The 26,297-nt window shown below is 60.2% G+C and carries 28 protein-coding genes and 4 tRNA genes; all 32 read left to right on the top strand.

Annotation, left to right across the window (positions count from 1 at the left end; translation table 11 throughout):
* Positions 1–113 precede the first annotated feature (113 nt).
* Complete coding sequence (birA, locus tag N5D30_RS23780; RefSeq protein WP_279910946.1) at positions 114–1,079, top strand: bifunctional biotin--[acetyl-CoA-carboxylase] ligase/biotin operon repressor BirA; 966 nt, start codon at positions 114–116, stop codon at positions 1,077–1,079.
* Positions 1,069–1,824, top strand: a complete 756-nt coding sequence (locus N5D30_RS23775; RefSeq protein ID WP_279910945.1) for a pantothenate kinase — start codon at positions 1,069–1,071, stop codon at positions 1,822–1,824. The genes birA and N5D30_RS23775 overlap by 11 nt, the downstream gene beginning before the upstream one ends.
* Positions 1,825–1,826: 2 nt before the next feature.
* Positions 1,827–2,504 (top strand): SPOR domain-containing protein, encoded by a 678-nt coding sequence (locus N5D30_RS23770; RefSeq protein WP_279910944.1) that lies wholly within the window; start codon positions 1,827–1,829, stop codon positions 2,502–2,504.
* A gap of 129 nt (positions 2,505–2,633) precedes the next feature.
* Positions 2,634–2,718, top strand: a tRNA-Tyr gene (locus tag N5D30_RS23765).
* A 24-nt stretch (positions 2,719–2,742) separates the two neighbouring features.
* Positions 2,743–2,816: transfer RNA gene (locus N5D30_RS23760), tRNA-Gly, on the top strand.
* 26 nt (positions 2,817–2,842) lie between these two features.
* Positions 2,843–2,918 (top strand) — tRNA-Thr (locus tag N5D30_RS23755).
* A gap of 84 nt (positions 2,919–3,002) precedes the next feature.
* Complete coding sequence (gene tuf / locus N5D30_RS23750) at positions 3,003–4,196, top strand: elongation factor Tu (protein WP_262880179.1); 1,194 nt, start codon at positions 3,003–3,005, stop codon at positions 4,194–4,196.
* 53 nt (positions 4,197–4,249) lie between these two features.
* A tRNA-Trp gene (locus N5D30_RS23745) sits at positions 4,250–4,325 on the top strand.
* A 49-nt stretch (positions 4,326–4,374) separates the two neighbouring features.
* Positions 4,375–4,743, top strand: coding sequence for a preprotein translocase subunit SecE (gene secE, locus N5D30_RS23740; RefSeq protein ID WP_279910942.1), 369 nt, complete (start codon positions 4,375–4,377; stop codon positions 4,741–4,743).
* A 9-nt stretch (positions 4,744–4,752) separates the two neighbouring features.
* Positions 4,753–5,286 carry a transcription termination/antitermination protein NusG gene (nusG, locus tag N5D30_RS23735; RefSeq protein ID WP_220815297.1) on the top strand — a complete coding sequence of 178 codons (534 nt, stop codon included), beginning with the start codon at positions 4,753–4,755 and terminating at the stop codon, positions 5,284–5,286.
* Between the two features lie 118 nt (positions 5,287–5,404).
* Positions 5,405–5,836, top strand: coding sequence for a 50S ribosomal protein L11 (gene rplK / locus N5D30_RS23730; RefSeq protein ID WP_004373444.1), 432 nt, complete (start codon positions 5,405–5,407; stop codon positions 5,834–5,836).
* Positions 5,836–6,531, top strand: coding sequence for a 50S ribosomal protein L1 (rplA, locus tag N5D30_RS23725; RefSeq protein ID WP_279904263.1), 696 nt, complete (start codon positions 5,836–5,838; stop codon positions 6,529–6,531). The genes rplK and rplA overlap by 1 nt, the downstream gene beginning before the upstream one ends.
* Before the next feature lie 211 nt (positions 6,532–6,742).
* The gene (gene rplJ / locus N5D30_RS23720; protein ID WP_220815295.1) at positions 6,743–7,243 is read left to right on the top strand and encodes a 50S ribosomal protein L10; all 501 of its coding nucleotides are present in this window, start codon (positions 6,743–6,745) and stop codon (positions 7,241–7,243) included.
* An 80-nt stretch (positions 7,244–7,323) separates the two neighbouring features.
* The gene (gene rplL, locus N5D30_RS23715) at positions 7,324–7,692 is read left to right on the top strand and encodes a 50S ribosomal protein L7/L12 (protein ID WP_220815294.1); all 369 of its coding nucleotides are present in this window, start codon (positions 7,324–7,326) and stop codon (positions 7,690–7,692) included.
* A 221-nt stretch (positions 7,693–7,913) separates the two neighbouring features.
* A complete protein-coding gene (gene rpoB, locus N5D30_RS23710) occupies positions 7,914–11,987 on the top strand; it encodes a DNA-directed RNA polymerase subunit beta (RefSeq protein WP_279904262.1) in 4,074 nt (1,357 codons plus the stop codon).
* Between the two features lie 56 nt (positions 11,988–12,043).
* Positions 12,044–16,243: a DNA-directed RNA polymerase subunit beta' gene (gene rpoC, locus N5D30_RS23705; protein ID WP_220815292.1), complete on the top strand. Its 4,200-nt coding sequence runs from the start codon at positions 12,044–12,046 to the stop codon at positions 16,241–16,243.
* 157 nt (positions 16,244–16,400) lie between these two features.
* Positions 16,401–16,772, top strand: coding sequence for a 30S ribosomal protein S12 (gene rpsL, locus N5D30_RS23700; RefSeq protein ID WP_110683332.1), 372 nt, complete (start codon positions 16,401–16,403; stop codon positions 16,770–16,772).
* Between the two features lie 105 nt (positions 16,773–16,877).
* Positions 16,878–17,348, top strand: a complete 471-nt coding sequence (gene rpsG / locus N5D30_RS23695; RefSeq protein ID WP_220815291.1) for a 30S ribosomal protein S7 — start codon at positions 16,878–16,880, stop codon at positions 17,346–17,348.
* Between the two features lie 30 nt (positions 17,349–17,378).
* Positions 17,379–19,514 (top strand): elongation factor G, encoded by a 2,136-nt coding sequence (fusA, locus tag N5D30_RS23690; RefSeq protein ID WP_279910941.1) that lies wholly within the window; start codon positions 17,379–17,381, stop codon positions 19,512–19,514.
* A 30-nt stretch (positions 19,515–19,544) separates the two neighbouring features.
* Complete coding sequence (gene tuf / locus N5D30_RS23685) at positions 19,545–20,738, top strand: elongation factor Tu (protein ID WP_262880179.1); 1,194 nt, start codon at positions 19,545–19,547, stop codon at positions 20,736–20,738.
* A 152-nt stretch (positions 20,739–20,890) separates the two neighbouring features.
* Positions 20,891–21,202 (top strand): 30S ribosomal protein S10, encoded by a 312-nt coding sequence (gene rpsJ, locus N5D30_RS23680; protein WP_003243886.1) that lies wholly within the window; start codon positions 20,891–20,893, stop codon positions 21,200–21,202.
* A gap of 83 nt (positions 21,203–21,285) precedes the next feature.
* Entirely contained in the window at positions 21,286–21,921 is a 636-nt protein-coding gene (gene rplC / locus N5D30_RS23675) for a 50S ribosomal protein L3 (RefSeq protein WP_279904259.1), read from the top strand.
* Between the two features lie 14 nt (positions 21,922–21,935).
* Positions 21,936–22,538 carry a 50S ribosomal protein L4 gene (rplD, locus tag N5D30_RS23670; RefSeq protein WP_220811367.1) on the top strand — a complete coding sequence of 201 codons (603 nt, stop codon included), beginning with the start codon at positions 21,936–21,938 and terminating at the stop codon, positions 22,536–22,538.
* Positions 22,535–22,834: a 50S ribosomal protein L23 gene (rplW, locus tag N5D30_RS23665; protein WP_220811368.1), complete on the top strand. Its 300-nt coding sequence runs from the start codon at positions 22,535–22,537 to the stop codon at positions 22,832–22,834. The genes rplD and rplW overlap by 4 nt, the downstream gene beginning before the upstream one ends.
* 14 nt (positions 22,835–22,848) lie before the next feature.
* Positions 22,849–23,670, top strand: a complete 822-nt coding sequence (gene rplB / locus N5D30_RS23660; RefSeq protein WP_220811369.1) for a 50S ribosomal protein L2 — start codon at positions 22,849–22,851, stop codon at positions 23,668–23,670.
* A 16-nt stretch (positions 23,671–23,686) separates the two neighbouring features.
* On the top strand, positions 23,687–23,962 hold the full coding sequence (gene rpsS, locus N5D30_RS23655; protein WP_003448728.1) for a 30S ribosomal protein S19: 276 nt from the start codon (positions 23,687–23,689) through the stop codon (positions 23,960–23,962).
* A gap of 13 nt (positions 23,963–23,975) precedes the next feature.
* Positions 23,976–24,308 carry a 50S ribosomal protein L22 gene (rplV, locus tag N5D30_RS23650; protein WP_003210077.1) on the top strand — a complete coding sequence of 111 codons (333 nt, stop codon included), beginning with the start codon at positions 23,976–23,978 and terminating at the stop codon, positions 24,306–24,308.
* 13 nt (positions 24,309–24,321) lie between these two features.
* Positions 24,322–25,008: a 30S ribosomal protein S3 gene (rpsC, locus tag N5D30_RS23645; RefSeq protein ID WP_220811370.1), complete on the top strand. Its 687-nt coding sequence runs from the start codon at positions 24,322–24,324 to the stop codon at positions 25,006–25,008.
* 12 nt (positions 25,009–25,020) lie between these two features.
* Positions 25,021–25,434 (top strand): 50S ribosomal protein L16, encoded by a 414-nt coding sequence (gene rplP, locus N5D30_RS23640; protein ID WP_043310310.1) that lies wholly within the window; start codon positions 25,021–25,023, stop codon positions 25,432–25,434.
* A complete protein-coding gene (gene rpmC, locus N5D30_RS23635; protein ID WP_021702703.1) occupies positions 25,434–25,625 on the top strand; it encodes a 50S ribosomal protein L29 in 192 nt (63 codons plus the stop codon). Before rplP ends, rpmC begins: the two co-directional genes overlap by 1 nt.
* Positions 25,626–25,627: 2 nt before the next feature.
* A complete protein-coding gene (rpsQ, locus tag N5D30_RS23630) occupies positions 25,628–25,894 on the top strand; it encodes a 30S ribosomal protein S17 (protein ID WP_187807876.1) in 267 nt (88 codons plus the stop codon).
* 22 nt (positions 25,895–25,916) lie between these two features.
* Positions 25,917–26,285, top strand: coding sequence for a 50S ribosomal protein L14 (gene rplN, locus N5D30_RS23625; RefSeq protein ID WP_003243907.1), 369 nt, complete (start codon positions 25,917–25,919; stop codon positions 26,283–26,285).
* Positions 26,286–26,297: the final 12 nt, after the last annotated feature.

Raw genomic sequence — 26,297 nt, 5'->3', positions numbered from 1 at the left:
CTGAAAAACTGTATTCGCGCGCGTGCTGGCGTTAAGTCAGCTGTGCCAGCTTTCTAGGCAGCGGCGACTTGCGTCGTTATGATGCCTGCCTCCTTTGTTTGGGCCTTACTTCGATGAGTGATGTACTGCGGCTGCTGCAGGATGGCGAGTACCACTCCGGCGAGGCGATCGGAGCCGTGTTGGGGGTGAGCCGCGCTGCGGTGTGGAAGCGTCTGCAGTCACTCGAGTCCGAGTTCGGGCTGGTTATCCATAGGGTTCGTGGTCGTGGCTACCGTCTGCAGGCGCCAATCTCCCTGCTCGAGCGATCTTTCCTGGAGGTTGACTGTCGCGATGCTGGCTGGGCATTCGTCTGCTTCGAGTCGGTCGACTCCACCAATGCCGAAGTGCTGCGCCGCCTGGCTGCCGATGCGTCGGCGCCATTGTTGGTGGTTGCGGAAAAGCAGGAGGGCGGGCGTGGTCGACGTGGTCGTGCCTGGGTCAGCCCCTACGCCTCCAATCTCTATTACAGCCTTGGATTGCGCCTGGAGGGCGGCAGTTTTCCTCTGGAGGGACTAAGCCTCTCGGTTGGCCTGGCCGTGCTTCGCACTCTGGAAGAGGCCGGTTGCACGGGGGCTGGCTTGAAGTGGCCGAACGACTTGCTGGTTGGGGGGCGCAAGATCGCCGGCATTCTCCTAGAGCTGGCTGGAGACCCCTCGGATGCCTGTCAGGTGGTGATCGGCGTCGGGGTGAACGTGAACATGCTGTCGGGTGACTCGATCGAGATCGACCAGCCCTGGACCTCGCTGCGCGAGCAGGCGGGGCGGCTGCAGGATCGTACGGCGGTCGCCTTGAGTCTTGGGCGCTGGTTGCGCCATTACCTGGCGCTGCACGCTGCGGGGGGATTCGCCTCGCTACAGGCCGAATGGCAGGCCGCACACCTTTGGCAGGAAAGACCGGTCAGCCTGCAGGCAGGCGCACAGCGCATCGATGGCAAGGTGCTGGGTGTCGACCGCGCCGGTGCTCTGCGCCTGGAGGTGGAGGGAGAGGAGCGGCAGTTCAGTGGCGGTGAGATTAGCCTGAGGTTGCGTGATGATTCTTGAGCTGGACTGTGGCAATAGCCTGATCAAGTGGCGGGTGCTCGGGGATATGCCCTGGCGTAGCCTGTTCGGCGGCGTGGTGGAGTCCGACGAGGCGCTATTGCAGGCGCTTCGCGGTTTGAGCGAGCTGTCGTTGCGTGGTGGTCGCCTGGTCAGCGTGCGCAGCGATGCGGAAACCACGGCACTCATCGCCGCGCTCGAGTCCGAGTTCGGTCTGGCTATGCAATATGCGTCTCCGCAGCAAGCCCTCTCGGGTGTCAGCAATGGCTACCAGGACTACGAGCGCCTGGGGCTGGATCGCTGGCTGGCGGTTGTCGGCGCCTATCAGCTGGCTCGTGGCGCCTGTCTGGTGCTGGATCTCGGTACCGCGGTGACGTCCGACCTGGTCGACCAGGCTGGGCGCCATCTGGGCGGATACATTTGCCCCGGGCTGCCGCTGATGCGCAGCCAGTTGCGTACTCATACCCGTCGCATCCGTTACGACGACACCACTGCCGAGCAGGCTCAGCTCAGCCTCGATCCCGGTCGCTCTACGGCTGAAGCGGTGGAACGCGGTTGCACTTTGATGTTGCGGGGCTTCGTGCTCACCCAGCTGGAGCTGGCGCGCGAGCGACTGGGTGAGACATTCACCATCTTTCTTACGGGCGGTGATGCCGGCCTGGTTCACGAAGTGCTTCCGCAGGCTCAGCTGGTCTCCGATCTCGTATTCGTCGGTCTGGCCGAGGCCTGTCCGCTGCCTGGGGAGTGAACATGCGCTGGTTCTTTCTTCTTCTGTTGGTTCTGAATCTTTTCTATTACGTGTGGCATCAGCAGCAGGCGCCGTTGCGTGCCAAGGCGGTTGAGCCAATGGAGATGTACCGGGGGGCTCAGCAGGGCATTCGCTTGCTGGACGCATCGGATCGGGCCAGGGTCAGGCCGGAGCTTGCGAGGCCGTCGGCGGTTGTGGGCGATGAAACCTGTCTGTTTCTCGGTAGTTTCCAGCAGGAGGGCGCAGCTCGCCAGGTCGAGCAGCGCCTTATCGCCCTGGATATAGAGGCAGAGGTGCGTTCGGTGGATGCGGCGGCCGGGCTCGACTACTGGGTCTACCTCGCGCCACTCGCTTCGCGACAGGCTTCGTTGCGGCAGCTGAAGGAGCTGCAGGCTCGCAAGATCGACAGCTACATCATTACCCAAGGGGACCTGGCCAATGGCATTTCCCTTGGGATCTTTCCCCGTAGCGACTCTGCTGAAAGCGTGATGCAGCGCCTGCGTGACGCCGGCTACGAGCCGATGTTGCGCGAGCTGCCTCGCGCCCAGCGCAGCTTCTGGGTGCGCATCGCGCCCGAGAGTCGCCGTCTGGCCGACGATGCCCTGCAGCAACTGGCTTCCGACTTCAAGGATCTACAGCATCAAATAATGCCGTGCGAAAGCGTTGCATCTACCCAGTAGTTTGCATAGAATGGCGCCCGCTTTGCGGGGGAGCCTTCGCGGAGTGGCTGTCGGAAATAGCTAACCTCAAGTTTTTATTGAGAAATTGCTTGACAGCTAGGTGGCAGTAGTTAAAATGCCGCCCACTTTGGAGGGGTTCCCGAGCGGCCAAAGGGATCAGACTGTAAATCTGACGTCATAGACTTCGAAGGTTCGAATCCTTCCCCCTCCACCAGATTAAGCGTGAGCCGCAAGCTCCGCGGGCATAGTTTAGTGGTAGAACCTCAGCCTTCCAAGCTGATGATGCGGGTTCGATTCCCGCTGCCCGCTCCAAGTTTGCTGTTTGTGCAAAGTGTTTCGCTCATGTAGCTCAGCTGGTAGAGCACACCCTTGGTAAGGGTGAGGTCAGCGGTTCGAATCCGCTCATGAGCTCCACTTCGACAAAGGCAGATATGCAGATATCTGCCTTTGTTTTAATGGCAGTGTCAGTTCTCAATTCCTTGTTCGGAGACGGGTCAGATGGCTAAGGAAAAATTTGAACGTAACAAACCGCACGTCAACGTTGGCACCATCGGTCACGTTGACCACGGTAAGACCACTCTGACCGCTGCTCTGACTCGCGTCTGCTCCGAAGTATTCGGTTCCGCTCGTGTCGACTTCGACAAGATCGACTCCGCTCCGGAAGAGAAGGCTCGTGGTATCACCATCAACACCGCGCACGTGGAGTACGACTCCAACATTCGCCACTACGCGCACGTTGACTGCCCGGGTCACGCCGACTACGTGAAGAACATGATCACCGGTGCTGCCCAGATGGACGGCGCGATCCTGGTCTGCTCCGCTGCCGACGGTCCGATGCCGCAAACCCGTGAGCACATCCTGCTGTCCCGTCAGGTAGGCGTTCCCTACATCGTCGTGTTCCTGAACAAGGCCGACATGGTCGACGACGCCGAGCTGCTGGAACTGGTCGAGATGGAAGTTCGCGACCTGCTGAGCACCTACGATTTCCCGGGTGACGACACTCCGATCATCATCGGCTCCGCGCTGATGGCTCTGAACGGCGAAGACACCAACGAAATGGGTACCACCGCCGTCAAGAAACTGGTCGAGACCCTGGACTCCTACATTCCGGAGCCGGTGCGTGCCATCGACATGCCGTTCCTGATGCCGATCGAGGACGTGTTCTCGATCTCCGGTCGCGGTACCGTGGTAACCGGTCGTGTCGAGCGCGGTATCGTCCGTATCCAGGAAGAAATCGAGATCGTTGGTCTGCGTGCTACCACCAAGACCACCTGCACCGGCGTGGAAATGTTCCGCAAGCTGCTCGACGAAGGTCGTGCTGGCGAGAACTGCGGCGTGCTGCTGCGCGGCACCAAGCGTGATGAAGTCGAGCGTGGCCAGGTTCTGGCCAAGCCGGGCACCATCAAGCCGCACACCAAGTTCGAAGCCGAAGTGTACGTTCTGTCCAAAGAAGAGGGTGGTCGTCACACCCCGTTCTTCAAGGGCTACCGTCCGCAGTTCTACTTCCGTACCACTGACGTGACCGGTTCGTGCGAACTGCCGGAAGGCGTCGAGATGGTAATGCCGGGCGACAACATCAAGATGGTTGTCACCCTGATCAAGCCGATCGCTATGGACGACGGCCTGCGTTTCGCGATTCGCGAAGGCGGCCGTACCGTTGGTGCCGGCGTGGTTGCCAAGGTCATCGAGTAATCGATTGATCTATCTCGGTAAGGCCGGCATAATGGTCGGCCTTACTTCGATTTAGGCCAGTAGCTCAATTGGCAGAGCGGCGGTCTCCAAAACCGCAGGTTGGGGGTTCGATTCCCTCCTGGCCTGCCAGATTCCTGATTAGAAGTGGATCTGGCGTTTCTTTCGACAGGGTTTTCTCATGAATGCCAAAGCTGAAGCTCAGAACTCCCGCTTTGATGCGCTGAAGTGGCTCGTTGCTGCCGCTCTGGTCGTCGCGGGTGTTGTCGGCAATCAGTATTTCTCGGCTGAACCGCTCCTGTATCGCGTGCTGGCTCTGCTGGCTCTGGCTGTCGTGGTCGGTTTCGTCGCGTTGCAGACCGCGAAAGGTCAGGCGTTCTTTGCTCTGGCAAAAGAAGCGCGCATCGAGATTCGCAAGGTCGTATGGCCGACTCGTCAGGAGACCACCCAGACCACGTTGATCGTGGTGGCTGTGGTGCTGGTCATGTCGCTGGTCCTTTGGGGCTTGGATAGCCTGCTGGGTTGGCTTGTTTCGTTGATTGTCGGTTAAGGGTGTCCCGTGGCTAAGCGTTGGTACGTCGTGCATGCTTACTCGGGCTACGAGAAGCATGTCATGCGCTCTCTGGTCGAGCGCGTCAAGCTGGCTGGCATGGAAGACGAGTTCGGCGAGATTCTGGTTCCCACCGAGGAAGTGGTGGAAATGCGTAACGGCCAGAAGCGCAAGAGCGAGCGCAAGTTTTTTCCCGGCTATGTGCTGGTCCAGATGGAAATGAACGAAGCGACCTGGCACTTGATCAAGGATACGCCGCGCGTCATGGGCTTCATCGGTGGTACTGCCGACAAGCCGGCGCCGATCACCGAGAAAGAGGCCGATGCCATCCTGCGTCGTGTCGCCGACAGCGGCGACAAGCCGAAGCCGAAGACCCTGTTCGAGCCGGGCGAGACCGTTCGTGTCATCGACGGGCCGTTCGCCGACTTCAATGGCGTCGTCGAAGAGGTTAACTACGAAAAGAGCCGGATCCAGGTCGCGGTGCTCATTTTCGGTCGCTCCACGCCGGTGGAGCTGGAGTTCAGTCAGGTCGAGAAGGCATAACTGGACAATGCATCCCGTACCCCGCAGCCAATGGCTGCGGGGTTTTGTCGTCATTGGGATAAATGCGTACTAACCGGGGAGCCTCGTTGAGGCGTCTGACCCGATATTGGAGTAGCTCATGGCTAAGAAGATTCAGGCTTACATCAAGCTGCAAGTGAAGGCCGGCCAGGCCAACCCGTCGCCGCCCGTCGGTCCCGCTCTGGGCCAGCACGGCGTGAACATCATGGAATTCTGCAAGGCGTTCAACGCCAAGACCCAGGGTATGGAACCCGGTCTGCCGACTCCCGTGATCATTACCGTCTACAGCGACCGCAGCTTCACCTTTGAAACCAAAAGCACCCCGGCTTCGGTGCTGCTGAAGAAGGCCGCCGGCCTGACCAGCGGTTCCGCTCGTCCGAACACCGTCAAAGTGGGCACCGTTACCCGTGCTCAGCTGGAAGAGATCGCCAAGACCAAACAGGCCGATCTGACCGCAGCTGACCTGGATGCGGCCGTGCGTACCATCGCCGGCTCCGCGCGTAGCATGGGCCTCAACGTGGAGGGTGTGTAATGGCTAAGCTGACCAAGCGCCAGAAGGCTATCGCCGAGAAAGTAGAAGCCGGCAAAGCCTACAACTTCGAAGAGGCCGCCAAGCTGCTGGCCGAGCTGTCCACCGTCAAGTTCACCGAGTCCTTCGACGTCTCCGTGAACCTGGGTGTCGACCCGCGTAAATCCGACCAGGTCGTGCGTGGCGCCACCGTGCTGCCGAACGGCACTGGCAAGACCGTCCGCGTTGCCGTGTTCACCCAGGGCCCGGGCGCCGAAGCCGCTCTGGCTGCCGGTGCCGATAAGGTCGGTATGGACGATCTGGCTGCCGAAATGAAAGCCGGCGACCTGAACTACGACGTAGTCATCGCCTCCCCGGACGCCATGCGTGTCGTTGGCCAGCTGGGCCAGGTACTGGGCCCGCGCGGCCTGATGCCGAACCCGAAAGTCGGTACCGTGACTCCGGACGTGGCTACCGCCGTGAAGAACGCCAAGGCCGGTCAGGTACGTTTCCGTACCGACAAGAACGGCATCATCCACACCTCCGTTGGCAAGATCGGCTTCGAAGCCGCCGCGCTGAAGCAGAACGTGGAAGCCCTGCTGGCTGACCTGAAGCGCCTGAAGCCGTCGACCTCCAAAGGTATCTACGTCAAGCGCGTGACCCTGAGCACCACCATGGGTCCGGGTCTGGTGATCGATCAGGCTTCTCTGGAAGCGTAAGTGACATGGCCGGCGGACTCGTCCGCCGGCCTCGAAAGATTGGGGTCCCTGCCTGGCGGGGGCTATCCAAGACCGTAGGTGGCGCAAGCCTTAAACCCTGGAGAGCGATCTCCTGAACCTACGCAGATGGTGCTCCCGATTCGTACCGAATCAGACACCAAAACGACGTCGGGCTCCGGCCTGACGAAACGGTAAATCCAGGAGTAAACCCGTGGCAATTAAACTCGAAGACAAGAAGGCCATCGTCGCTGAAGTCAACGAGGCTGCCAAAGCCGGTCTGTCCGCTGTCGTGGCTGATGCCCGTGGCGTGACCGTCGGCGCAATGACCGGACTCCGTAAAGAGGCCCGCGAAGCTGGTGTGTACGTGAAAGTCGTGCGTAACACCCTGCTCAAGCGCGCCGTTGAAGGCACTCAGTTCGACGTGCTCAGCGACGTGTTCAAAGGCCCGACCCTCATCGCTTTCTCCAACGAGCATCCGGGCGCTGCCGCCCGTATCTTCAAGGATTTTGCCAAGGGTCAGGACAAGTTCGAGATCAAGGCAGCTGCGTTCGAGGGCAAGTTCCTCGCAGCAAACCAGATCGACGTACTGGCAACTCTGCCGACCCGTGACGAGGGCATCGCGCAGCTGATGAGCGTTATTCAAGGCGCCACCAGCAAGCTCGCTCGCACCCTGGCAGCTATTCGCGACCAGAAAGAAGCTGCTGCTGCCTAAGGCGGCGTAGGTACTTTCGAAATCACATGTTTAATTTGATGGCTGCGTAGGCTGTCACCCCAATACAGGAATTCATAGTCATGTCTCTGACTAACGAGCAAATCATCGAAGCGATCGGCCAGAAATCCGTTGTGGAAATCGTCGAGCTGATCAAGGCGATGGAAGAAACCTTCGGCGTTACCGCTGCTGCCGCTACCGTTGCTGCTGCTGGCCCGGCCGCTGCCGCTGCCGAAGAGCAGACCGAGTTCACCATCATGCTGACCGAAGCCGGCGACAAGAAAGTGAACGTGATCAAGGTCGTTCGCGAACTGACCGGTCTGGGTCTGAAAGAAGCCAAGGCAGTGGTTGACGGCGCTCCGGCTCCGGTCAAGGAAGGCGCTTCGAAAGAAGAAGCCGAAGCTGCCAAGAAGGCCCTGGAAGAAGCTGGCGCCAAAGTCGAGCTCAAGTAAGCGACGACCTTGCGTCTACAGCCCGAGCGTTGAGCGAAAGGCTGATGGCTGGTGGCTGATGCCACCGGCCTTTTTCCGTTATGGGCAGCGGGCCGGAAGGTCGCTGTCCATGACGTGAAAACCCCGCCCGAGGGCGGCGCAAACCACAGGGTTTGCACGATTTTCTGGCCCTTGCCGTCGGCAGAGGCCAAACAAGCAGGTGACCAAGCTGGGGAACGCTGATGGCTTACTCATACACTGAGAAAAAACGTATCCGCAAGGACTTTAGCAAGTTGCCGGACGTGATGGATGTGCCGTATCTCCTGGCCATCCAGTTGGATTCGTACCGCGAATTCCTGCAGGCGGGAGCAAGCAAGGAGCAGTTCCGCGACGTTGGCCTGCATGCGGCCTTCAAGTCCGTATTCCCGATCATCAGCTACTCCGGCAACGCCGCTCTGGAGTACGTCGGCTATCGCCTGGGCGAGCCCGCGTTCGACGTCAAGGAGTGCGTGCTGCGTGGCGTGACCTTCGCCGTGCCGCTGCGGGTCAAAGTCCGTCTGATCATCTTCGACAAAGAATCGTCGAACAAAGCGATCAAGGACATCAAAGAGCAAGAAGTGTACATGGGCGAAATTCCGCTCATGACCGAGAACGGTACCTTCATCATCAACGGTACCGAGCGTGTGATCGTTTCCCAGCTGCACCGCTCTCCGGGCGTGTTCTTCGACCACGACCGTGGCAAGACCCACAGCTCCGGTAAGCTGCTGTACTCCGCGCGCATCATTCCCTACCGCGGCTCCTGGCTGGACTTCGAGTTCGATCCGAAGGACGCCGTGTTCGTCCGTATCGACCGTCGCCGCAAGCTGCCGGCTTCCGTCCTGCTGCGCGCCCTGGGCTACAGCACCGAGGAAGTGCTGGACGCCTTCTATGACACCAACGTCTACCACGTGAAGGGCGAGACCCTGAACCTGGAACTGGTGCCGCAGCGCCTGCGTGGCGAGATCGCCGCGTTCGACATCAAGGACGAGAAGGGCAAGGTCATCGTCGAGCAGGGCCGCCGTATCACCGCGCGCCACATCAACCAGATCGACAAGGCCGGCATCAAAGAGCTGGAAGTGCCGCTCGACTACCTGCTGGGTCGCACCACCGCCAAGGCCATCGTCCATCCGGCCACCGGCGAGATCGTTGCCGAGTGCAACTCCGAGCTGACCACCGACCTGCTGGCGAAGATCGTCAAGGCCCAGGTCGTCCGCATCGAGACCCTGTACACCAACGACATCGACTGCGGTCCGTTCATCTCCGACACGCTGAAGATCGACTCCACCGGCAACCAGCTGGAAGCCCTGGTCGAGATCTACCGCATGATGCGTCCCGGCGAGCCGCCAACCAAGGATGCCGCCGAGACCCTGTTCAACAACCTGTTCTTCAGCGCCGAGCGTTACGACCTGTCCGCCGTCGGCCGCATGAAGTTCAATCGTCGTATCGGTCGCACCGAGATCGAAGGCTCCGGCGTTCTGTCGAAAGAAGACATCGTCGACGTGCTGAAGACCCTGGTCGACATCCGTAACGGCAAAGGCATCGTCGACGACATCGACCACCTGGGTAACCGTCGCGTGCGTTGCGTCGGCGAGATGGCCGAGAACCAGTTCCGCGTTGGCCTGGTGCGTGTAGAGCGCGCGGTCAAAGAGCGCCTGTCGATGGCTGAAAGCGAAGGCCTGATGCCGCAAGACCTGATCAACGCCAAGCCGGTCGCGGCGGCGGTGAAGGAGTTCTTCGGTTCCAGCCAGCTTTCCCAGTTCATGGACCAGAACAACCCGCTCTCCGAGATCACCCACAAGCGCCGCGTCTCCGCACTCGGCCCGGGCGGTCTGACCCGTGAGCGCGCCGGCTTCGAAGTCCGCGACGTACACCCGACCCACTACGGCCGCGTGTGCCCGATCGAGACTCCTGAAGGTCCGAACATCGGTCTGATCAACTCCCTGGCCGCCTATGCCCGCACCAACCAGTACGGCTTCCTGGAAAGCCCGTACCGCGTGGTGAAGGACACCAAGGTCACCGACGAGATCGTGTTCCTGTCCGCCATCGAAGAGGCCGATCACGTGATCGCCCAGGCTTCGGCGACCATGAACGCCAAGGGCCAACTGGTCGACGAGCTGGTGGCCGTGCGTCACCTGAACGAGTTCACCGTCAAGGCGCCGGAAGACGTGACCCTGATGGACGTGTCGCCGAAGCAGGTCGTTTCCGTCGCTGCCTCGCTGATTCCGTTCCTCGAGCACGACGACGCCAACCGTGCACTCATGGGTTCGAACATGCAGCGTCAGGCCGTGCCGACCCTGCGTGCCGACAAGCCGCTGGTCGGTACCGGCATGGAGCGCAACGTCGCCCGTGACTCCGGTGTGTGCGTCGTGGCCCGTCGTGGTGGCGTGATCGACTCCGTCGACGCCAGCCGTATCGTGGTTCGCGTGGCCGACGATGAAGTCGAAACCGGTGAAGCCGGTGTCGACATCTACAACCTGACCAAGTACACCCGCTCCAACCAGAACACCTGCATCAACCAGCGTCCGCTGGTGAGCAAGGGTGACAAGGTTTCGCGCGGCGACATCATGGCCGACGGTCCGTCCACCGACATGGGTGAACTGGCGCTGGGTCAGAACATGCGCGTAGCGTTCATGCCGTGGAACGGCTTCAACTTCGAAGACTCCATCTGCCTGTCCGAGCGCGTGGTCCAGGAAGATCGCTTCACCACGATCCACATCCAGGAACTGACCTGTGTGGCCCGTGACACCAAGCTCGGCCCAGAAGAAATCACCGCGGACATCCCTAACGTGGGTGAGGCCGCGCTGAACAAGCTGGACGAAGCCGGTATCGTCTACGTCGGTGCCGAAGTGCTGGCGGGCGACATCCTAGTTGGCAAGGTCACCCCGAAAGGCGAGACCCAGCTGACTCCGGAAGAGAAACTGCTGCGTGCGATCTTCGGTGAGAAGGCATCCGACGTTAAGGACACCTCCCTGCGCGTGCCGACCGGCACCAAGGGCACCGTCATCGACGTCCAGGTCTTCACCCGTGATGGAGTGGAGCGCGACAGCCGTGCCCTGGCCATCGAGAAGCAACAGCTCGACGAGATCCGCAAGGACCTGAACGAAGAGTTCCGTATCGTAGAAGGCGCCACCTTCGAGCGTCTGCGTTCCGCCCTGGTCGGTGCCAAGGCCGAAGGCGGTGCTGGCCTGAAGAAAGGCGCTGTCATCGACGACGCCTACCTCGACGGTCTGGAGCGTGGTCAGTGGTTCAAGCTGCGCATGGCCGACGATGCTCTGAACGAGCAGCTGGAGAAGGCCCAGGCCTACATCAGCGACCGTCGCCAGCTGTTGGACGACAAGTTCGAAGACAAGAAGCGCAAGCTGCAGCAGGGCGATGACCTGGCTCCGGGCGTACTGAAGATCGTCAAGGTCTACCTGGCCATCAAGCGTCGCATCCAGCCGGGCGACAAGATGGCCGGTCGCCACGGTAACAAGGGTGTGGTCTCGGTGATCATGCCGGTCGAAGACATGCCGCACGATGCCAATGGCACCCCGGTCGACATCGTCCTCAACCCGCTGGGCGTACCGTCGCGGATGAACGTCGGTCAGATCCTCGAAACCCACCTGGGCCTGGCGGCCAAGGGCCTGGGCGAGAAGATCAACCGCATGCTCGAAGAGCAGCGCAAGATCGCCGAACTGCGCAAGTTCCTCAACGAGATCTACAACGAGATCGGTGGTCGCCAGGAAAGCCTGAACGAGTTCTCGGACACCGAGATCCTCGAGCTGGCGAAGAACCTGAAGGGCGGCGTTCCGATGGCTACCGCCGTGTTCGACGGTGCCAAGGAAACCGAGATCAAGGCCATGCTGAAGCTGGCCGATCTGCCGGAAAGCGGCCAGATGCGCCTGACCGACGGCCGTACCGGTAACCAGTTCGAGCGTCCGACCACCGTCGGCTACATGTACATGCTCAAGCTGAACCACCTGGTCGACGACAAGATGCACGCACGTTCCACCGGTTCCTACAGCCTGGTTACCCAGCAGCCGCTGGGTGGTAAGGCGCAGTTCGGTGGTCAGCGTTTCGGGGAGATGGAGGTCTGGGCGCTGGAAGCCTACGGCGCCGCCTACACCCTGCAGGAAATGCTGACCGTCAAGTCGGACGACGTGAACGGCCGGACCAAGATGTACAAGAACATCGTGGACGGCGATCACCGCATGGAGGCCGGCATGCCCGAGTCCTTCAACGTGTTGATCAAAGAGATCCGCTCGCTCGGTATCGACATCGAACTGGAAACCGAATAACACGCCTTGCTGCGGCCGTACTGTCGGCCGCAGCAGGTCCGTGAGGAGGAAAGGCCTTGAAAGACTTGCTGAATCTGTTGAAAAACCAGGGTCAGGTTGAAGAGTTCGATGCGATCCGTATCGGTCTGGCTTCGCCTGAGATGATCCGCTCCTGGTCTTTCGGTGAAGTGAAAAAACCGGAAACCATCAACTACCGTACCTTCAAGCCCGAGCGTGACGGCCTGTTCTGCGCCAAGATCTTTGGCCCGGTCAAGGACTACGAGTGCCTGTGCGGCAAGTACAAGCGCCTCAAGCACCGCGGCGTGATCTGCGAGAAGTGCGGCGTGGAAGTTGCCCTGGCCAAGGTCCGTCGTGAGCGCATGGCGCACATCGAACTGGCTTCGCCGGTCGCCCACATCTGGTTCCTGAAGTCCCTGCCGTCCCGTATCGGCCTGCTGCTGGACATGACCCTGCGTGACATCGAGCGCGTGCTCTATTTCGAGAGCTACGTGGTGATCGATCCGGGCATGACCACCCTGGAGAAGGGCCAGCTGCTGAACGACGAGCAGTACTTCGAAGCCCTCGAAGAGTTCGGCGACGATTTCGACGCGCGCATGGGCGCCGAGGCCGTTCGCGAGCTGCTCAACGCCATCGACCTGGATCACGAGATCGGCCGCCTGCGCGAAGAGATTCCGCAGACCAACTCCGAGACCAAGATCAAGAAGCTGTCCAAGCGCCTGAAGCTGATGGAAGCCTTCAAGGACTCCGGCAACCACCCGGAGTGGATGGTCCTGACCGTTCTGCCGGTACTGCCGCCGGACCTGCGTCCGCTGGTTCCGCTGGATGGCGGCCGCTTCGCGACCTCGGATCTGAACGATCTGTATCGCCGCGTGATCAACCGTAACAACCGTCTGAAGCGCCTGCTCGACCTGGCCGCTCCGGACATCATCGTGCGCAACGAGAAGCGCATGCTGCAGGAAGCGGTCGACGCCCTGCTCGACAACGGCCGTCGCGGTCGCGCCATCACCGGCTCGAACAAGCGTCCGCTGAAGTCGCTGGCCGACATGATCAAAGGTAAGCAAGGTCGCTTCCGTCAGAACCTGCTCGGTAAGCGCGTGGACTACTCCGGTCGTTCCGTGATCACCGTGGGCCCGACCCTGCGCCTGCACCAGTGCGGTCTGCCGAAGAAGATGGCCCTCGAGCTGTTCAAGCCGTTCATCTTCGGCAAGCTCGAAGCCCGCGGCATGGCCACCACCATCAAGGCGGCCAAGAAGATGGTCGAGCGCGAACTGCCCGAGGTCTGGGACGTTCTCGCCGAGGTCATCCGCGAACATCCCGTGCTGCTCAACCGCGCACCGACCCTGCACCGTCTGGGCATCCAGGCGTTCGAACCGGTTCTGATCGAAGGTAAAGCCATCCAGCTGCACCCGCTGGTCTGTGCCGCGTACAACGCCGACTTCGACGGTGACCAGATGGCCGTGCACGTTCCGCTGACCCTCGAGGCTCAGCTGGAAGCGCGCGCGCTGATGATGTCCACCAACAACGTGCTGTCGCCCGCCAACGGCGAGCCGATCATCGTGCCGTCGCAGGACGTGGTACTGGGTCTGTACTACATGACCCGCGAAGCCATCAACGCCAAGGGCGAAGGTCGCGTATTCGCCGACCTGCAGGAAGTCGACCGCGTATTCCGCGCCGGCGAAGCTTCCCTGCACGCCAAGGTCAAGGTGCGCATCAATGAGACCGTCAAACAGAAGGACGGCAGCCTGGTCAAGAACACCCGCATCGTCGACACCACCGTCGGCCGCGCGCTGCTGTTCCAGATCGTGCCGGCCGGCCTGTCCTATGACGTGGTCAACCAGTCGATGAAGAAGAAGGCGATCTCCAAGCTGATCAACCAGTGCTACCGCACCGTGGGTCTGAAGGACACCGTGATCTTCGCCGACCAGCTGATGTACACCGGTTTCGCCTACTCGACCATCTCCGGTGTGTCGATCGGTGTGAACGACTTCGTCATCCCGGACGAGAAGGCACGCATCATCGATGCTGCCACCGAGGAAGTGAAGGAAATCGAATCGCAGTACGCCTCCGGCCTGGTCACCCAGGGCGAGAAGTACAACAAGGTGATCGACCTCTGGTCCAAGGCCAACGACGAAGTGTCCAAGGCGATGATGGCCAACCTCTCGAAAGAGAAGGTGGTCGATCGCGAAGGCAAGACCGTCGATCAGGAGTCCTTCAACTCCATGTACATGATGGCGGACTCCGGTGCGCGTGGTAGCGCCGCCCAGATCCGTCAGCTGGCCGGTATGCGTGGCCTGATGGCCAAGCCGGACGGCTCCATCATCGAGACGCCGATCACCGCGAACTTCCGTGAAGGCCTGAACGTACTGCAGTACTTCATCTCCACTCACGGTGCTCGTAAGGGTCTGGCGGATACCGCACTGAAGACCGCGAACTCCGGTTACCTGACCCGTCGCCTGGTTGACGTGGCCCAGGATCTGGTGGTGACCGAAGTCGACTGCGGTACCGAGCACGGTCTGCTGATGACTCCGCACATCGAAGGCGGCGACGTGGTCGAGCCGCTCGGTGAGCGCGTGCTCGGTCGTGTGATCGCCAAGGACGTGCCGAAGCCGGGCAGCGACGAGATCATCGTGCCGGCCGGTACCCTGGTCGACGAGAAGTGGGTCGAGTTCATCGAGCGCAACAGCATCGACGAAGTGATCGTGCGTTCGCCGATCACCTGCGAAACCCGCTACGGCATCTGCGCCAAGTGCTACGGCCGCGATCTGGCCCGTGGTCACCAGGTGAACATCGGTGAAGCGGTCGGCGTCATCGCTGCCCAGTCCATCGGTGAGCCGGGCACCCAGCTGACCATGCGTACGTTCCACATCGGTGGTGCGGCGAGCCGGACCTCGGCCGCCGACAACGTCCAGGTGAAGAACGGTGGTGCGATCCGTCTGCACAATCTGAAGCACGTCGAGCGTGTCGACGGCAACCTGGTGGCGGTTTCCCGTTCCGGCGAGCTGGCCGTGGCCGACGAGTTCGGTCGCGAGCGCGAGCGTTACAAGCTGCCGTACGGCGCCGTGATTTCCGTGAAGGAAGGCGACAAAGTCGACGCTGGTGCCATCGTCGCCAAGTGGGACCCGCACACCCACCCGATCGTGACCGAGATGAAGGGTACCGTGACCTTCGTCGGCATGGAGGAGGGCATCACCGTCAAGCGCCAGACCGACGAACTGACCGGTCTGACCAACATCGAGGTGATGGATCCGAAGGATCGTCCGGCTGCCGGCAAGGACATCCGTCCGGCCGTGAAGCTGGTCGACGCCAACGGCAAGGAACTGCTGCTGCCGGGTACCGACGTACCGGCCCAGTACTTCCTGCCCGCCAACGCCCTGGTCAACGTCAACGACGGTGCCCAGGTCGGTGTGGGTGACGTGATCGCGCGTATCCCGCAGGAAACCTCGAAGACCCGCGACATCACCGGTGGTCTGCCGCGCGTTGCCGACCTGTTCGAGGCCCGTCGTCCGAAAGAGGCTTCGATCCTGGCGGAAATCAGCGGCACGATCGCCTTCGGCAAGGAGACCAAGGGCAAGCGCCGTCTGGTCATCACCCCGACCGATGGCAGCGATCCGTACGAGGAGCTGATTCCGAAGTGGCGTCACCTGAACGTCTTCGAAGGCGAACAAGTGAACCGCGGCGAAGTCATCTCCGACGGCCCGAGCGATCCGCACGACATCCTGCGTCTGCTGGGCGTCAGCGCGCTGGCCAAGTACATCGTCAACGAGATCCAGGACGTTTACCGTCTGCAGGGCGTGAAGATCAACGACAAGCACATCGAGACCATCCTGCGGCAGATGCTGCGCAAGGTCGAGATCAGCGAGTCCGGCGATTCCAGCTTCATCAAGGGCGACCAGATGGAACTGACCCACGTTCTGAGCGAGAACGAAGTGCTGGCGGGCGACGACAAGTTCATCGCCAAGTTCGAGCGCGTTCTGCTGGGTATCACCAAGGCCTCGCTGTCCACCGAATCGTTCATCTCCGCGGCTTCCTTCCAGGAAACCACCCGCGTGCTGACCGAAGCGGCCGTGACCGGCAAGCGCGACTACCTGCGCGGCCTGAAGGAGAACGTCGTTGTGGGTCGTCTGATCCCGGCCGGTACCGGCCTGGCCTACCACAGCGAGCGCAAGCGTCGTCGTGAAGCCGACAAGCCTCAGCGCGTGAGCGCGAGCGAGGTCGAAGCGGCTCTGACCGAAGCGCTGAACTCCAGCGGTAACTGATCGGATGGGGTCCCCGGGCGAGCAATCGCCCGGGGACTCGTCTTGACTGGGGGAGTGAGTCTCTTTAGACTCATGCACCCCTAAATTTGGCAGGGCGACTAGCTCTGCCATTTTGCTTTAGGGCAATAGCGTCGAAAGACAACAGTGGAGCTTATAGATGGCAACTATCAACCAGCTGGTACGCCAGCCGCGCAAGCGCCTCGTCGAGAAGAGCGACGTGCCTGCGCTGCAGAACTGCCCGCAGCGCCGTGGCGTGTGCACCCGTGTGTACACCACCACGCCGAAGAAACCGAACTCCGCACTGCGTAAAGTGTGCCGTGTTCGTCTGACCAACGGTTTCGAAGTCACCTCCTATATCGGTGGTGAAGGTCACAACCTGCAAGAGCACAGCGTCGTGCTGATCCGTGGCGGTCGTGTAAAAGACCTTCCGGGTGTGCGCTACCACACCGTTCGCGGTTCGCTGGACACCACCGGTGTCAAAGACCGTAAGCAGGGTCGTTCCAAGTACGGTACCAAGCGTCCGAAGTAATTCGGTTCGCCATTTTTCTATTTATTGAGTCGATAAGAGTAAGGTCGGGCGTAACCGATTGGTTATGGTCCCGGGCTAACCTGAAGACCGTTTGAGGGCTTATCAATGCCAAGACGTCGTGTAGCAGCCAAGCGTGAGATTCTGGACGATCCGAAATACGGAAGCCTGATTCTCGCCAAATTCATGAACCACGTGATGGAAAGCGGCAAGAAGGCAGTCGCCGAGCGCATCGTTTACGGTGCCCTGGAAACCGTCAAAACCCGCAAGAACAGCGATCCCCTGGAGATCTTCGAGAAAGCTCTCGACGCCATCGCTCCGCTGGTCGAAGTCAAGTCCCGCCGTGTAGGCGGTGCTACCTACCAGGTTCCGGTCGAAGTTCGTCCGTCCCGTCGTAATGCCCTGGCCATGCGCTGGCTGGTGGAAAGCGCGCGCAAGCGTGGTGAGAAGTCCATGGCTCTGCGCCTGGCTGGTGAGCTGCTGGATGCCTTCGATGGCAAAGGCGCTGCCGTCAAGAAGCGTGAAGACGTGCACCGTATGGCCGAGGCCAACAAAGCGTTCTCGCACTACCGCTTCTAATTACGGCATCCATTCTTTTGCGAGGGCTTTATGGCTCGTACTACTCCCATTAACCGCTACCGGAACATTGGTATCTGCGCCCACGTTGACGCGGGCAAGACCACCACTACCGAGCGGATCCTGTTTTACACGGGTCTCAGCCACAAGATGGGTGAGGTGCACGACGGCGCTGCTACCACCGACTGGATGGTGCAGGAGCAGGAGCGCGGTATCACCATCACTTCCGCTGCGATCACCACCTTCTGGGAAGGCTCGCGCGGTCAGTATGACAAGTACCGCGTCAACGTCATCGACACCCCCGGTCACGTGGACTTCACCATCGAAGTGGAGCGTTCGCTGCGCGTACTCGACGGCGCTGTCGTGGTGTTCTGCGGCACTTCCGGCGTTGAGCCGCAGTCCGAAACCGTATGGCGTCAGGCCAACAAGTACGGCGTTCCGCGTATCGTCTACGTGAACAAGATGGACCGTGCCGGCGCCAACTTCCTGCGCGTCGTCGGTCAGATCAAGAACCGCCTGGGTCACACCCCGGTTCCGATCCAGATCGCCATCGGCGCCGAAGATAACTTCGAAGGTCAGGTCGACCTGATCAAGATGAAGGCTATCTACTGGAACGAAGACGACAAGGGCACCAGCTATCGCGAGGAAGAGATTCCTGCCGAGCTGGTCGACCTGGCCAACGAGTGGCGCAACAACATGGTCGAGGCAGCTGCCGAGGCCAGCGAAGAGCTGATGAACAAGTATCTCGAAGAGGGTGATCTCTCCGTCGAGGACATCAAGGCCGGTCTGCGTCTGCGCACCCTGGCCAGCGAAATCGTTCCGGCTGTCTGCGGCTCCTCGTTCAAGAACAAGGGCGTGCCCCTGGTTCTCGACGCCGTGATCGACTTCCTGCCGGCGCCGACCGAAATCGCTGCGATCCAGGGTATCCACCCGGATCACGTCGACGACGGCGACGAGGCTCCGAAAGACGAGCGTCATGCCGACGACAGCGCGCCGTTCTCGGCGCTGGCGTTCAAGATCGCTACCGACCCGTTCGTCGGTACTCTGACCTTCGTGCGCGTCTACTCGGGCGTTCTGGAGTCTGGCCAATCGGTCATCAACTCCGTGAAGGGCAAGAAAGAGCGCGTTGGTCGTATGGTGCAGATGCACGCCAACCAGCGTGAAGAGATCAAGGAAGTGCGCGCTGGCGACATCGCGGCCCTGATCGGCATGAAGGATGTCACCACTGGTGAAACCCTGTGCGATCCGGACAAGCCGATCATCCTCGAGCGCATGGACTTCCCGGAGCCGGTGATTTCGGTAGCGGTAGAGCCGAAGACCAAGGCCGACCAGGAGAAGATGGGTATCGCCCTGGGCAAACTGGCTCAGGAAGACCCGTCGTTCCGCGTCAAGACCGACGAAGAGACCGGTCAGACCATCATCTCCGGTATGGGTGAGCTGCACCTGGACATCCTCGTTGATCGCATGAAGCGCGAGTTCAACGTCGAGGCCAACATCGGCAAGCCGCAGGTTTCCTACCGTGAAACCATCACCAAGGACAATGTCGAGATCGAAGGCAAGTTCGTTCGTCAGTCCGGTGGTCGCGGTCAGTTCGGTCACTGCTGGATTCGCTTCTCGACTCCGGACGTGGACGACAAGGGCAACATCACCGAAGGTCTGGTGTTCACCAACGAAGTCGTGGGTGGTGTGGTTCCGAAGGAATACATCCCGGCGATCCAGAAGGGTATCGAAGAGCAGATGAAGAACGGCGTCGTCGCCGGCTATCCGCTGATCGGCCTGAAGGCGACCGTGTTCGATGGCTCCTACCACGACGTCGACTCCAACGAGATGGCGTTCAAGATCGCTGCTTCCATGGCGACCAAGCAACTGGCCCAGAAGGGCGGTGGTAAGGTGCTTGAGCCGATCATGAGGGTCGAGGTGGTGACACCCGAGGACTACATGGGTGACGTGATGGGCGACCTGAACCGTCGTCGCGGTCTGATCCAGGGTATGGAAGATTCGGTTTCCGGTAAGGTAATCCGTGCCGAGGTTCCGCTGGGCGAGATGTTCGGTTATGCGACCGACGTCCGTTCCATGTCCCAGGGTCGTGCAAGCTACTCCATGGAATTCTCCAAGTACGCCGAAGCTCCGTCGAACATCGTCGAAGCGCTGGTTAAAAAACAAGGCTAATCCCGCCCTTTAAGTAAGAGGTTTACTGTCGTGGCCAAGGAAAAATTTGAACGTAACAAACCGCACGTCAACGTTGGCACCATCGGTCACGTTGACCACGGTAAGACCACTCTGACCGCTGCTCTGACTCGCGTCTGCTCCGAAGTATTCGGTTCCGCTCGTGTCGACTTCGACAAGATCGACTCCGCTCCGGAAGAGAAGGCTCGTGGTATCACCATCAACACCGCGCACGTGGAGTACGACTCCAACATTCGCCACTACGCGCACGTTGACTGCCCGGGTCACGCCGACTACGTGAAGAACATGATCACCGGTGCTGCCCAGATGGACGGCGCGATCCTGGTCTGCTCCGCTGCCGACGGTCCGATGCCGCAAACCCGTGAGCACATCCTGCTGTCCCGTCAGGTAGGCGTTCCCTACATCGTCGTGTTCCTGAACAAGGCCGACATGGTCGACGACGCCGAGCTGCTGGAACTGGTCGAGATGGAAGTTCGCGACCTGCTGAGCACCTACGATTTCCCGGGTGACGACACTCCGATCATCATCGGCTCCGCGCTGATGGCTCTGAACGGCGAAGACACCAACGAAATGGGTACCACCGCCGTCAAGAAACTGGTCGAGACCCTGGACTCCTACATTCCGGAGCCGGTGCGTGCCATCGACATGCCGTTCCTGATGCCGATCGAGGACGTGTTCTCGATCTCCGGTCGCGGTACCGTGGTAACCGGTCGTGTCGAGCGCGGTATCGTCCGTATCCAGGAAGAAATCGAGATCGTTGGTCTGCGTGCTACCACCAAGACCACCTGCACCGGCGTGGAAATGTTCCGCAAGCTGCTCGACGAAGGTCGTGCTGGCGAGAACTGCGGCGTGCTGCTGCGCGGCACCAAGCGTGATGAAGTCGAGCGTGGCCAGGTTCTGGCCAAGCCGGGCACCATCAAGCCGCACACCAAGTTCGAAGCCGAAGTGTACGTTCTGTCCAAAGAAGAGGGTGGTCGTCACACCCCGTTCTTCAAGGGCTACCGTCCGCAGTTCTACTTCCGTACCACTGACGTGACCGGTTCGTGCGAACTGCCGGAAGGCGTCGAGATGGTAATGCCGGGCGACAACATCAAGATGGTTGTCACCCTGATCAAGCCGATCGCTATGGACGACGGCCTGCGTTTCGCGATTCGCGAAGGCGGCCGTACCGTTGGTGCCGGCGTGGTTGCCAAAGTCATCGAGTAATCGACGGCTGTTGAGGAAAAGGGCCCTTTGGGGCCCTTTTTCTTTGATTGGTTAAAAGTTGACACCCCCAGGGGGCATCCGTACAATCACGCCTCCTTTTAACGGGCGTAGTCCGTCCGTTGGGGAAAGCAGAGATAGAGTCTGAGGTCAAAATGCAAAACCAACAAATCCGTATTCGGTTGAAGGCTTTTGACCATCGCCTGATCGATCAATCCACCCAGGAAATCGTGGAAACCGCGAAACGTACTGGTGCTCAGGTGCGTGGTCCTATTCCTCTGCCTACTCGCAAAGAGCGGTACACCGTTCTGATCTCCCCGCACGTCAACAAAGACGCGCGCGATCAGTACGAAATTCGTACCCACAAGCGTGTTCTGGACATCGTCCAGCCGACGGATAAAACCGTCGACGCGCTGATGAAGCTCGACCTTGCGGCAGGCGTGGAAGTGCAGATCAGCCTCGGCTAAAACCTGGCGGTTTTAGTCGTGTAACGCTCTGAAATGGGCGGCCATAGCGGGTGAAAGCCCCGTACACTCATGAGGTTTACAACATGACTATTGGTGTAGTCGGTCGTAAGTGCGGCATGACCCGCATTTTCACCGAAGAAGGTGTCTCCATTCCGGTCACGGTCATCGAGATCGAGCCGAATCGCGTCACCCAGTTCAAATCCGAAGAAAGCGATGGCTACCGCGCTGTGCAGGTAACCGTGGGCGAGCGTCGTGCTTCCCGCGTGACCAAGGCTCAGGCCGGTCACTTCGCCAAGGCTAATGTCGCTGCTGGTCGTGGCGTCTGGGAATTCCGCCTGGAAGAAGGCGATTACCAGGCTGGCGATCAGATCACTGCCGAACTGTTCCAAGCTGGCCAACTGGTGGATGTCACCGGTGAGTCCAAGGGTAAAGGCTACGCCGGTACCATCAAGCGCTGGAACTTCCGCGGTCAGGACAATACCCACGGTAACTCCGTTTCCCACCGTGCTCCGGGCTCCATCGGCCAGTGCCAGACTCCTGGTCGTGTCTTCAAGGGCAAGAAAATGTCCGGTCACCTTGGCGCCGAGCGCGTGACCGTGCAGTCCCTGGAAGTGGTCCGTGTCGACGCCGAGCGTAATCTGCTGCTGGTCAAGGGTGCCGTTCCGGGCGCTCCCGGTGGCGACGTGCTGGTACGTCCGGCTGTCAAAGCTCGCGGTTAATAGGGGAAGCTGAGATGCAACTGAATGTAAATGGCGCTCAGGCTATCGAAGTCAGCGAGCGCACTTTCGGCAGCGAGTTCAACGAGACACTGGTTCACCAGGCTGTCGTCGCCTACATGGCTGGCGGTCGTCAGGGTTCCCGTGCTCAGAAGACTCGTGCTGAAGTCACCGGTGGTGGCAAAAAACCGTGGCGTCAGAAGGGCACCGGTCGTGCTCGTTCCGGTTCCAGCGTTGGCCCGATCTGGCGTGGCGGTGGCGTTACCTTCGCCGCCCGTCCGCAGGATCACAGCCAGAAGCTGAACAAGAAGATGTACCGCGCTGCTCTGCGCTCCATCCTCTCCGAGCTGGTTCGTCAGGATCGCCTGGTCGTGGTCGAAGACTTCGCCGTCGACGCCCCGAAGACCAAGGCTCTGCTGGGCAAGCTGGATGGCATGGGTCTGTCCGATGTGCTGATCGTCACCGAAGCCGTCGACCAGAACCTGTACCTGGCTGCGCGCAACCTGCCGCACGTTGATGTTCGCGACGTTCAAGGCTCCGATCCGGTCAGCCTGATCGCCTTCGACAAAGTGCTGGTTACCGTGTCGGCCGTGAAGAAATTCGAGGAGCTGCTGGCATGAACCAGGAACGCGTATTCAAAGTGCTGGTTGGCCCGCACATCTCCGAGAAGGCCTCCGTGCTGGCAGATGGTTCGAGCCAATTCGTTTTCAAGGTTGCGGTTGATGCAACCAAGCTGGAAATCAAGAAGGCCGTCGAAAGCCTGTTCAGCGTGAAGGTAGACACTGTCCGCACTGTCAACGTACAGGGCAAGACTAAGCGTACCGCTCGCGGCCTGGGCAAGCGTAACGACTGGAAGAAGGCGTATGTCTCCCTCCAGGCGGGCCAAGATCTCGATTTCACCAGCAGTGCTGAGTAAGGTAGGGGCGCATCATGGCAATCGTTAAATGCAAACCGACTTCCGCTGGCCGCCGTTTCGTGGTCAAAGTGGTCAATCAGGAGCTGCACAAAGGCGCTCCTCATGCTCCGCTGCTCGAGAAGAAGTCGAAAACTGGCGGCCGTAACAACAACGGTCGTATCACCACTCGCCACATCGGCGGTGGCCACAAGCAGCACTATCGTCTGGTCGACTTCCGCCGCAACAAGGATGGCATCCCTGCCGTCGTCGAGCGCGTGGAATACGATCCGAACCGTACCGCCCACATCGCTCTGCTGAAATATGCCGACGGTGAGCGTCGCTACATCATCGCGCCGAAAGGCGTGAGCGCTGGCGATCAACTGGTATCCGGTGCCGCTGCTCCGATCAAGGCCGGTAACAGCCTGCCGCTGCGCAACATCCCTGTCGGTTCGACCATTCATGCGATCGAACTGAAGCCGGGTAAAGGCGCTCAGCTGGTTCGCTCCGCTGGTGCTTCCGCCCAGCTGGTAGCTCGTGAAGGTGCCTACGTCACCCTGCGTCTGCGCTCCGGCGAGATGCGCAAGGTACTGTCCGAGTGCCGTGCGACTCTGGGTGAGGTTTCCAACTCCGAGCACAGCCTGCGTTCCCTGGGTAAAGCCGGTGCCAAGCGTTGGCGCGGCGTTCGCCCGACCGTTCGTGGTGTTGCCATGAACCCGGTCGATCACCCGCATGGTGGTGGTGAGGGTCGTACCTCCGGTGGTCGTCACCCTGTTTCGCCGTGGGGCTTCCCGACCAAGGGTGCCAAGACTCGTGCGAACAAGCGTACCGACAACATGATCGTCCGCCGCCGTAAGTAATTAGAGGGATACGACAGTGCCGCGTTCTCTGAAAAAAGGTCCTTTTATCGATCTTCACCTACTGAAGAAGATCGAAGTGGCGGTGGAAAAGAACGATCGCAAGCCGGTTAAAACCTGGTCGCGTCGCTCCATCATTCTGCCGCAGATGGTCGGTCTGACCATCGCTGTGCATAACGGTCGTCAACATGTCCCGGTCCTCGTGAACGAAGACATGGTCGGCCACAAACTCGGCGAGTTCGCTGGTACCCGCACTTATCGTGGGCACGCTGCGGACAAGAAAGCCAAGCGTTAAGGGGTAAGGAACGATGGAAGTAGCCGCTAAGCTGTCGGGCGCTCGAATCTCCGCCCAGAAAGCCCGCTTGGTCGCCGACCAGATCCGCGGGAAGAAGGTGGGCGAAGCGCTCAACCTGCTGGCTTTCAGCTCGAAGAAAGCCGCCGAGATCATCAAGAAAGTGCTGGAGTCGGCCGTGGCCAACGCCGAGCACAACGAAGGCGCAGACGTTGATGACCTGAAGGTCAGCACCGTTTTCGTCAACGAGGGGCGTTCGCTTAAGCGCATCATGCCGCGTGCCAAAGGCCGTGCTGATCGCATCGTCAAGCGGTCTTGCCATATCACTGTCAAGGTTGCGGACAAGTAACGGAGTCGATCAGATGGGTCAGAAAGTACATCCCGTTGGCATCCGCCTGGGAATCGTCAAGGAGCACACCTCCGTCTGGTACGCAGACAAGCGTCAATACGCTGATTATCTGTTTGCCGACCTGAAGGTGCGTGAGTACCTCCAAGACAAACTAAAAAGCGCGTCCGTAAGCCGTATCGACATCGCTCGCCCGGCTCAAACCGCACGCATCACCATCCACACCGCTCGTCCTGGCATCGTGATCGGCAAGAAAGGTGAAGATGTTGAGAAGCTGCGTCAGGACCTGACCAAGCAAATGGGTGTGCCGGTGCACATCAACATCGAAGAGATCCGCAAGCCGGAGCTCGACGGTATGCTGGTAGCTCAGAGCGTTGCTCAGCAGCTGGAACGCCGCGTCATGTTCCGTCGCGCCATGAAGCGCGCCGTACAGAACGCCATGCGTATTGGTGCCAAGGGCATCAAGATCCAGGTGAGTGGTCGTCTCGGCGGCGCGGAAATCGCCCGTACCGAGTGGTACCGCGAAGGTCGTGTGCCCCTGCACACCCTGCGTGCCGATATCGATTACGCCACCTACGAAGCGCACACCACCTACGGTGTGATCGGTGTGAAGGTTTGGATCTTCAAGGGCGAGGTCATCGGTGGCCGCCAAGAAGAGCTGAAGCCTGTCGCCCCGGCGCCTCGCAAGAAAGCTGCTAAGTAAGGAGTACGCAACATGTTGCAACCCAAGCGTACAAAATTCCGCAAGCAGATGACCGGCCACAACCGTGGTCTGGCCCATCGCGGTAGCAAGGTCAGCTTCGGCGAATTCGCCCTGAAAGCTGTTTCCCGTGGTCGCCTGACTGCTCGTCAGATCGAATCGGCCCGTCGTGCCCTGACTCGTCACGTTAAGCGTGGCGGTAAGATCTGGATCCGTGTCTTCCCGGACAAGCCAGTTACCAAAAAGCCCCTCGAAGTGCGGATGGGTAAAGGTAAGGGTGGCGTCGAGTACTGGGTAGCTCAGATCCAGCCGGGCAAGGTGCTGTACGAGATCGAAGGTGTTCCGGAAGAGCTGGCGCGTGAGGCTTTCGCCCTGGCTGCTGCAAAGCTGCCCCTCGCCACCTCCTTTGTTAAGCGGACGGTGATGTGATGAAAGCGAAAGAACTCCGTGAAAAATCGGTTCAGCAGCTGAACGAGCAACTGCTCGGTCTGCTGCGCGACCAGTTCAATCTGCGCATGCAGAAGGCAACTGGTCAGTTGGGGCAGTCTCACCTGCTCTCGCAAGTGAAGCGCGACATCGCTCGCGTGAAGACTGTGCTCAACCAGCAGGCAGGTAAGTGATCATGGCTGAAGCTGAGAAAACCGTCCGCACGCTGACTGGCCGCGTCGTCAGCGACAAAATGGACAAGACCATCACCGTTCTGATCGAGCGCCGCGTCAAGCACCCGATCTACGGTAAGTACGTGAAGCGTTCGACCAAGCTGCACGCCCACGACGAAACCAACCAGTGCAAAATCGGCGACAAGGTCACCATCCGTGAGACCCGTCCGCTGGCCAAGACCAAGTCCTGGGCCCTGGTGGAAGTCGTCGAACGTGCCGTGGAAGTCTAAGGACTAAGGGTCGGAGAAAGATATGATTCAGACTCAATCCATGCTCGACGTCGCTGACAACAGCGGTGCTCGTCGCGTTATGTGCATCAAGGTCCTTGGTGGTTCGCACCGTCGTTACGCCGGTATCGGCGACATCATCAAGGTCACCGTGAAGGAAGCGATTCCGCGCGGCAAGGTGAAGAAAGGCCAGGTAATGACCGCTGTCGTGGTCCGTACCCGTCACGGCGTGCGCCGTGCCGATGGCTCGATCATCCGCTTCGACGGCAACGCTGCTGTTCTGCTGAACAACAAGCAAGAGCCGATCGGCACCCGTATCTTCGGGCCGGTGACTCGTGAACTGCGTTCCGAGAAGTTCATGAAGATCGTCTCGCTCGCCCCCGAAGTGCTGTAAGGAGAAGCCGTC

Source organism: Pseudomonas sp. GD03875, assembly GCF_029840585.1.
Lineage (GTDB): Bacteria > Pseudomonadota > Gammaproteobacteria > Pseudomonadales > Pseudomonadaceae > Aquipseudomonas > Aquipseudomonas paralcaligenes.
This window is presented reverse-complemented; position numbering and strand designations above follow the sequence as displayed.

Coding starts and splice junctions, on each gene's coding strand:
- rpoB (WP_279904262.1), top strand. CDS start 7,914: ATGGCTTACTCATACACTGAGAAAAAACGTATCCGCAAGGACTTTAGC.
- rpsC (WP_220811370.1), top strand. CDS start 24,322: ATGGGTCAGAAAGTACATCCCGTTGGCATCCGCCTGGGAATCGTCAAG.
- secE (WP_279910942.1), top strand. CDS start 4,375: ATGAATGCCAAAGCTGAAGCTCAGAACTCCCGCTTTGATGCGCTGAAG.
- rpsG (WP_220815291.1), top strand. CDS start 16,878: ATGCCAAGACGTCGTGTAGCAGCCAAGCGTGAGATTCTGGACGATCCG.
- rplN (WP_003243907.1), top strand. CDS start 25,917: ATGATTCAGACTCAATCCATGCTCGACGTCGCTGACAACAGCGGTGCT.
- rpsQ (WP_187807876.1), top strand. CDS start 25,628: ATGGCTGAAGCTGAGAAAACCGTCCGCACGCTGACTGGCCGCGTCGTC.
- N5D30_RS23770 (WP_279910944.1), top strand. CDS start 1,827: ATGCGCTGGTTCTTTCTTCTTCTGTTGGTTCTGAATCTTTTCTATTAC.
- rplA (WP_279904263.1), top strand. CDS start 5,836: ATGGCTAAGCTGACCAAGCGCCAGAAGGCTATCGCCGAGAAAGTAGAA.
- rpsJ (WP_003243886.1), top strand. CDS start 20,891: ATGCAAAACCAACAAATCCGTATTCGGTTGAAGGCTTTTGACCATCGC.
- rplV (WP_003210077.1), top strand. CDS start 23,976: ATGGAAGTAGCCGCTAAGCTGTCGGGCGCTCGAATCTCCGCCCAGAAA.
- tuf (WP_262880179.1), top strand. CDS start 3,003: ATGGCTAAGGAAAAATTTGAACGTAACAAACCGCACGTCAACGTTGGC.
- rplD (WP_220811367.1), top strand. CDS start 21,936: ATGCAACTGAATGTAAATGGCGCTCAGGCTATCGAAGTCAGCGAGCGC.
- N5D30_RS23775 (WP_279910945.1), top strand. CDS start 1,069: ATGATTCTTGAGCTGGACTGTGGCAATAGCCTGATCAAGTGGCGGGTG.
- rplC (WP_279904259.1), top strand. CDS start 21,286: ATGACTATTGGTGTAGTCGGTCGTAAGTGCGGCATGACCCGCATTTTC.
- rpmC (WP_021702703.1), top strand. CDS start 25,434: ATGAAAGCGAAAGAACTCCGTGAAAAATCGGTTCAGCAGCTGAACGAG.
- rplK (WP_004373444.1), top strand. CDS start 5,405: ATGGCTAAGAAGATTCAGGCTTACATCAAGCTGCAAGTGAAGGCCGGC.
- rplW (WP_220811368.1), top strand. CDS start 22,535: ATGAACCAGGAACGCGTATTCAAAGTGCTGGTTGGCCCGCACATCTCC.
- rplP (WP_043310310.1), top strand. CDS start 25,021: ATGTTGCAACCCAAGCGTACAAAATTCCGCAAGCAGATGACCGGCCAC.
- fusA (WP_279910941.1), top strand. CDS start 17,379: ATGGCTCGTACTACTCCCATTAACCGCTACCGGAACATTGGTATCTGC.
- rplL (WP_220815294.1), top strand. CDS start 7,324: ATGTCTCTGACTAACGAGCAAATCATCGAAGCGATCGGCCAGAAATCC.
- birA (WP_279910946.1), top strand. CDS start 114: ATGAGTGATGTACTGCGGCTGCTGCAGGATGGCGAGTACCACTCCGGC.
- rpsL (WP_110683332.1), top strand. CDS start 16,401: ATGGCAACTATCAACCAGCTGGTACGCCAGCCGCGCAAGCGCCTCGTC.
- rplB (WP_220811369.1), top strand. CDS start 22,849: ATGGCAATCGTTAAATGCAAACCGACTTCCGCTGGCCGCCGTTTCGTG.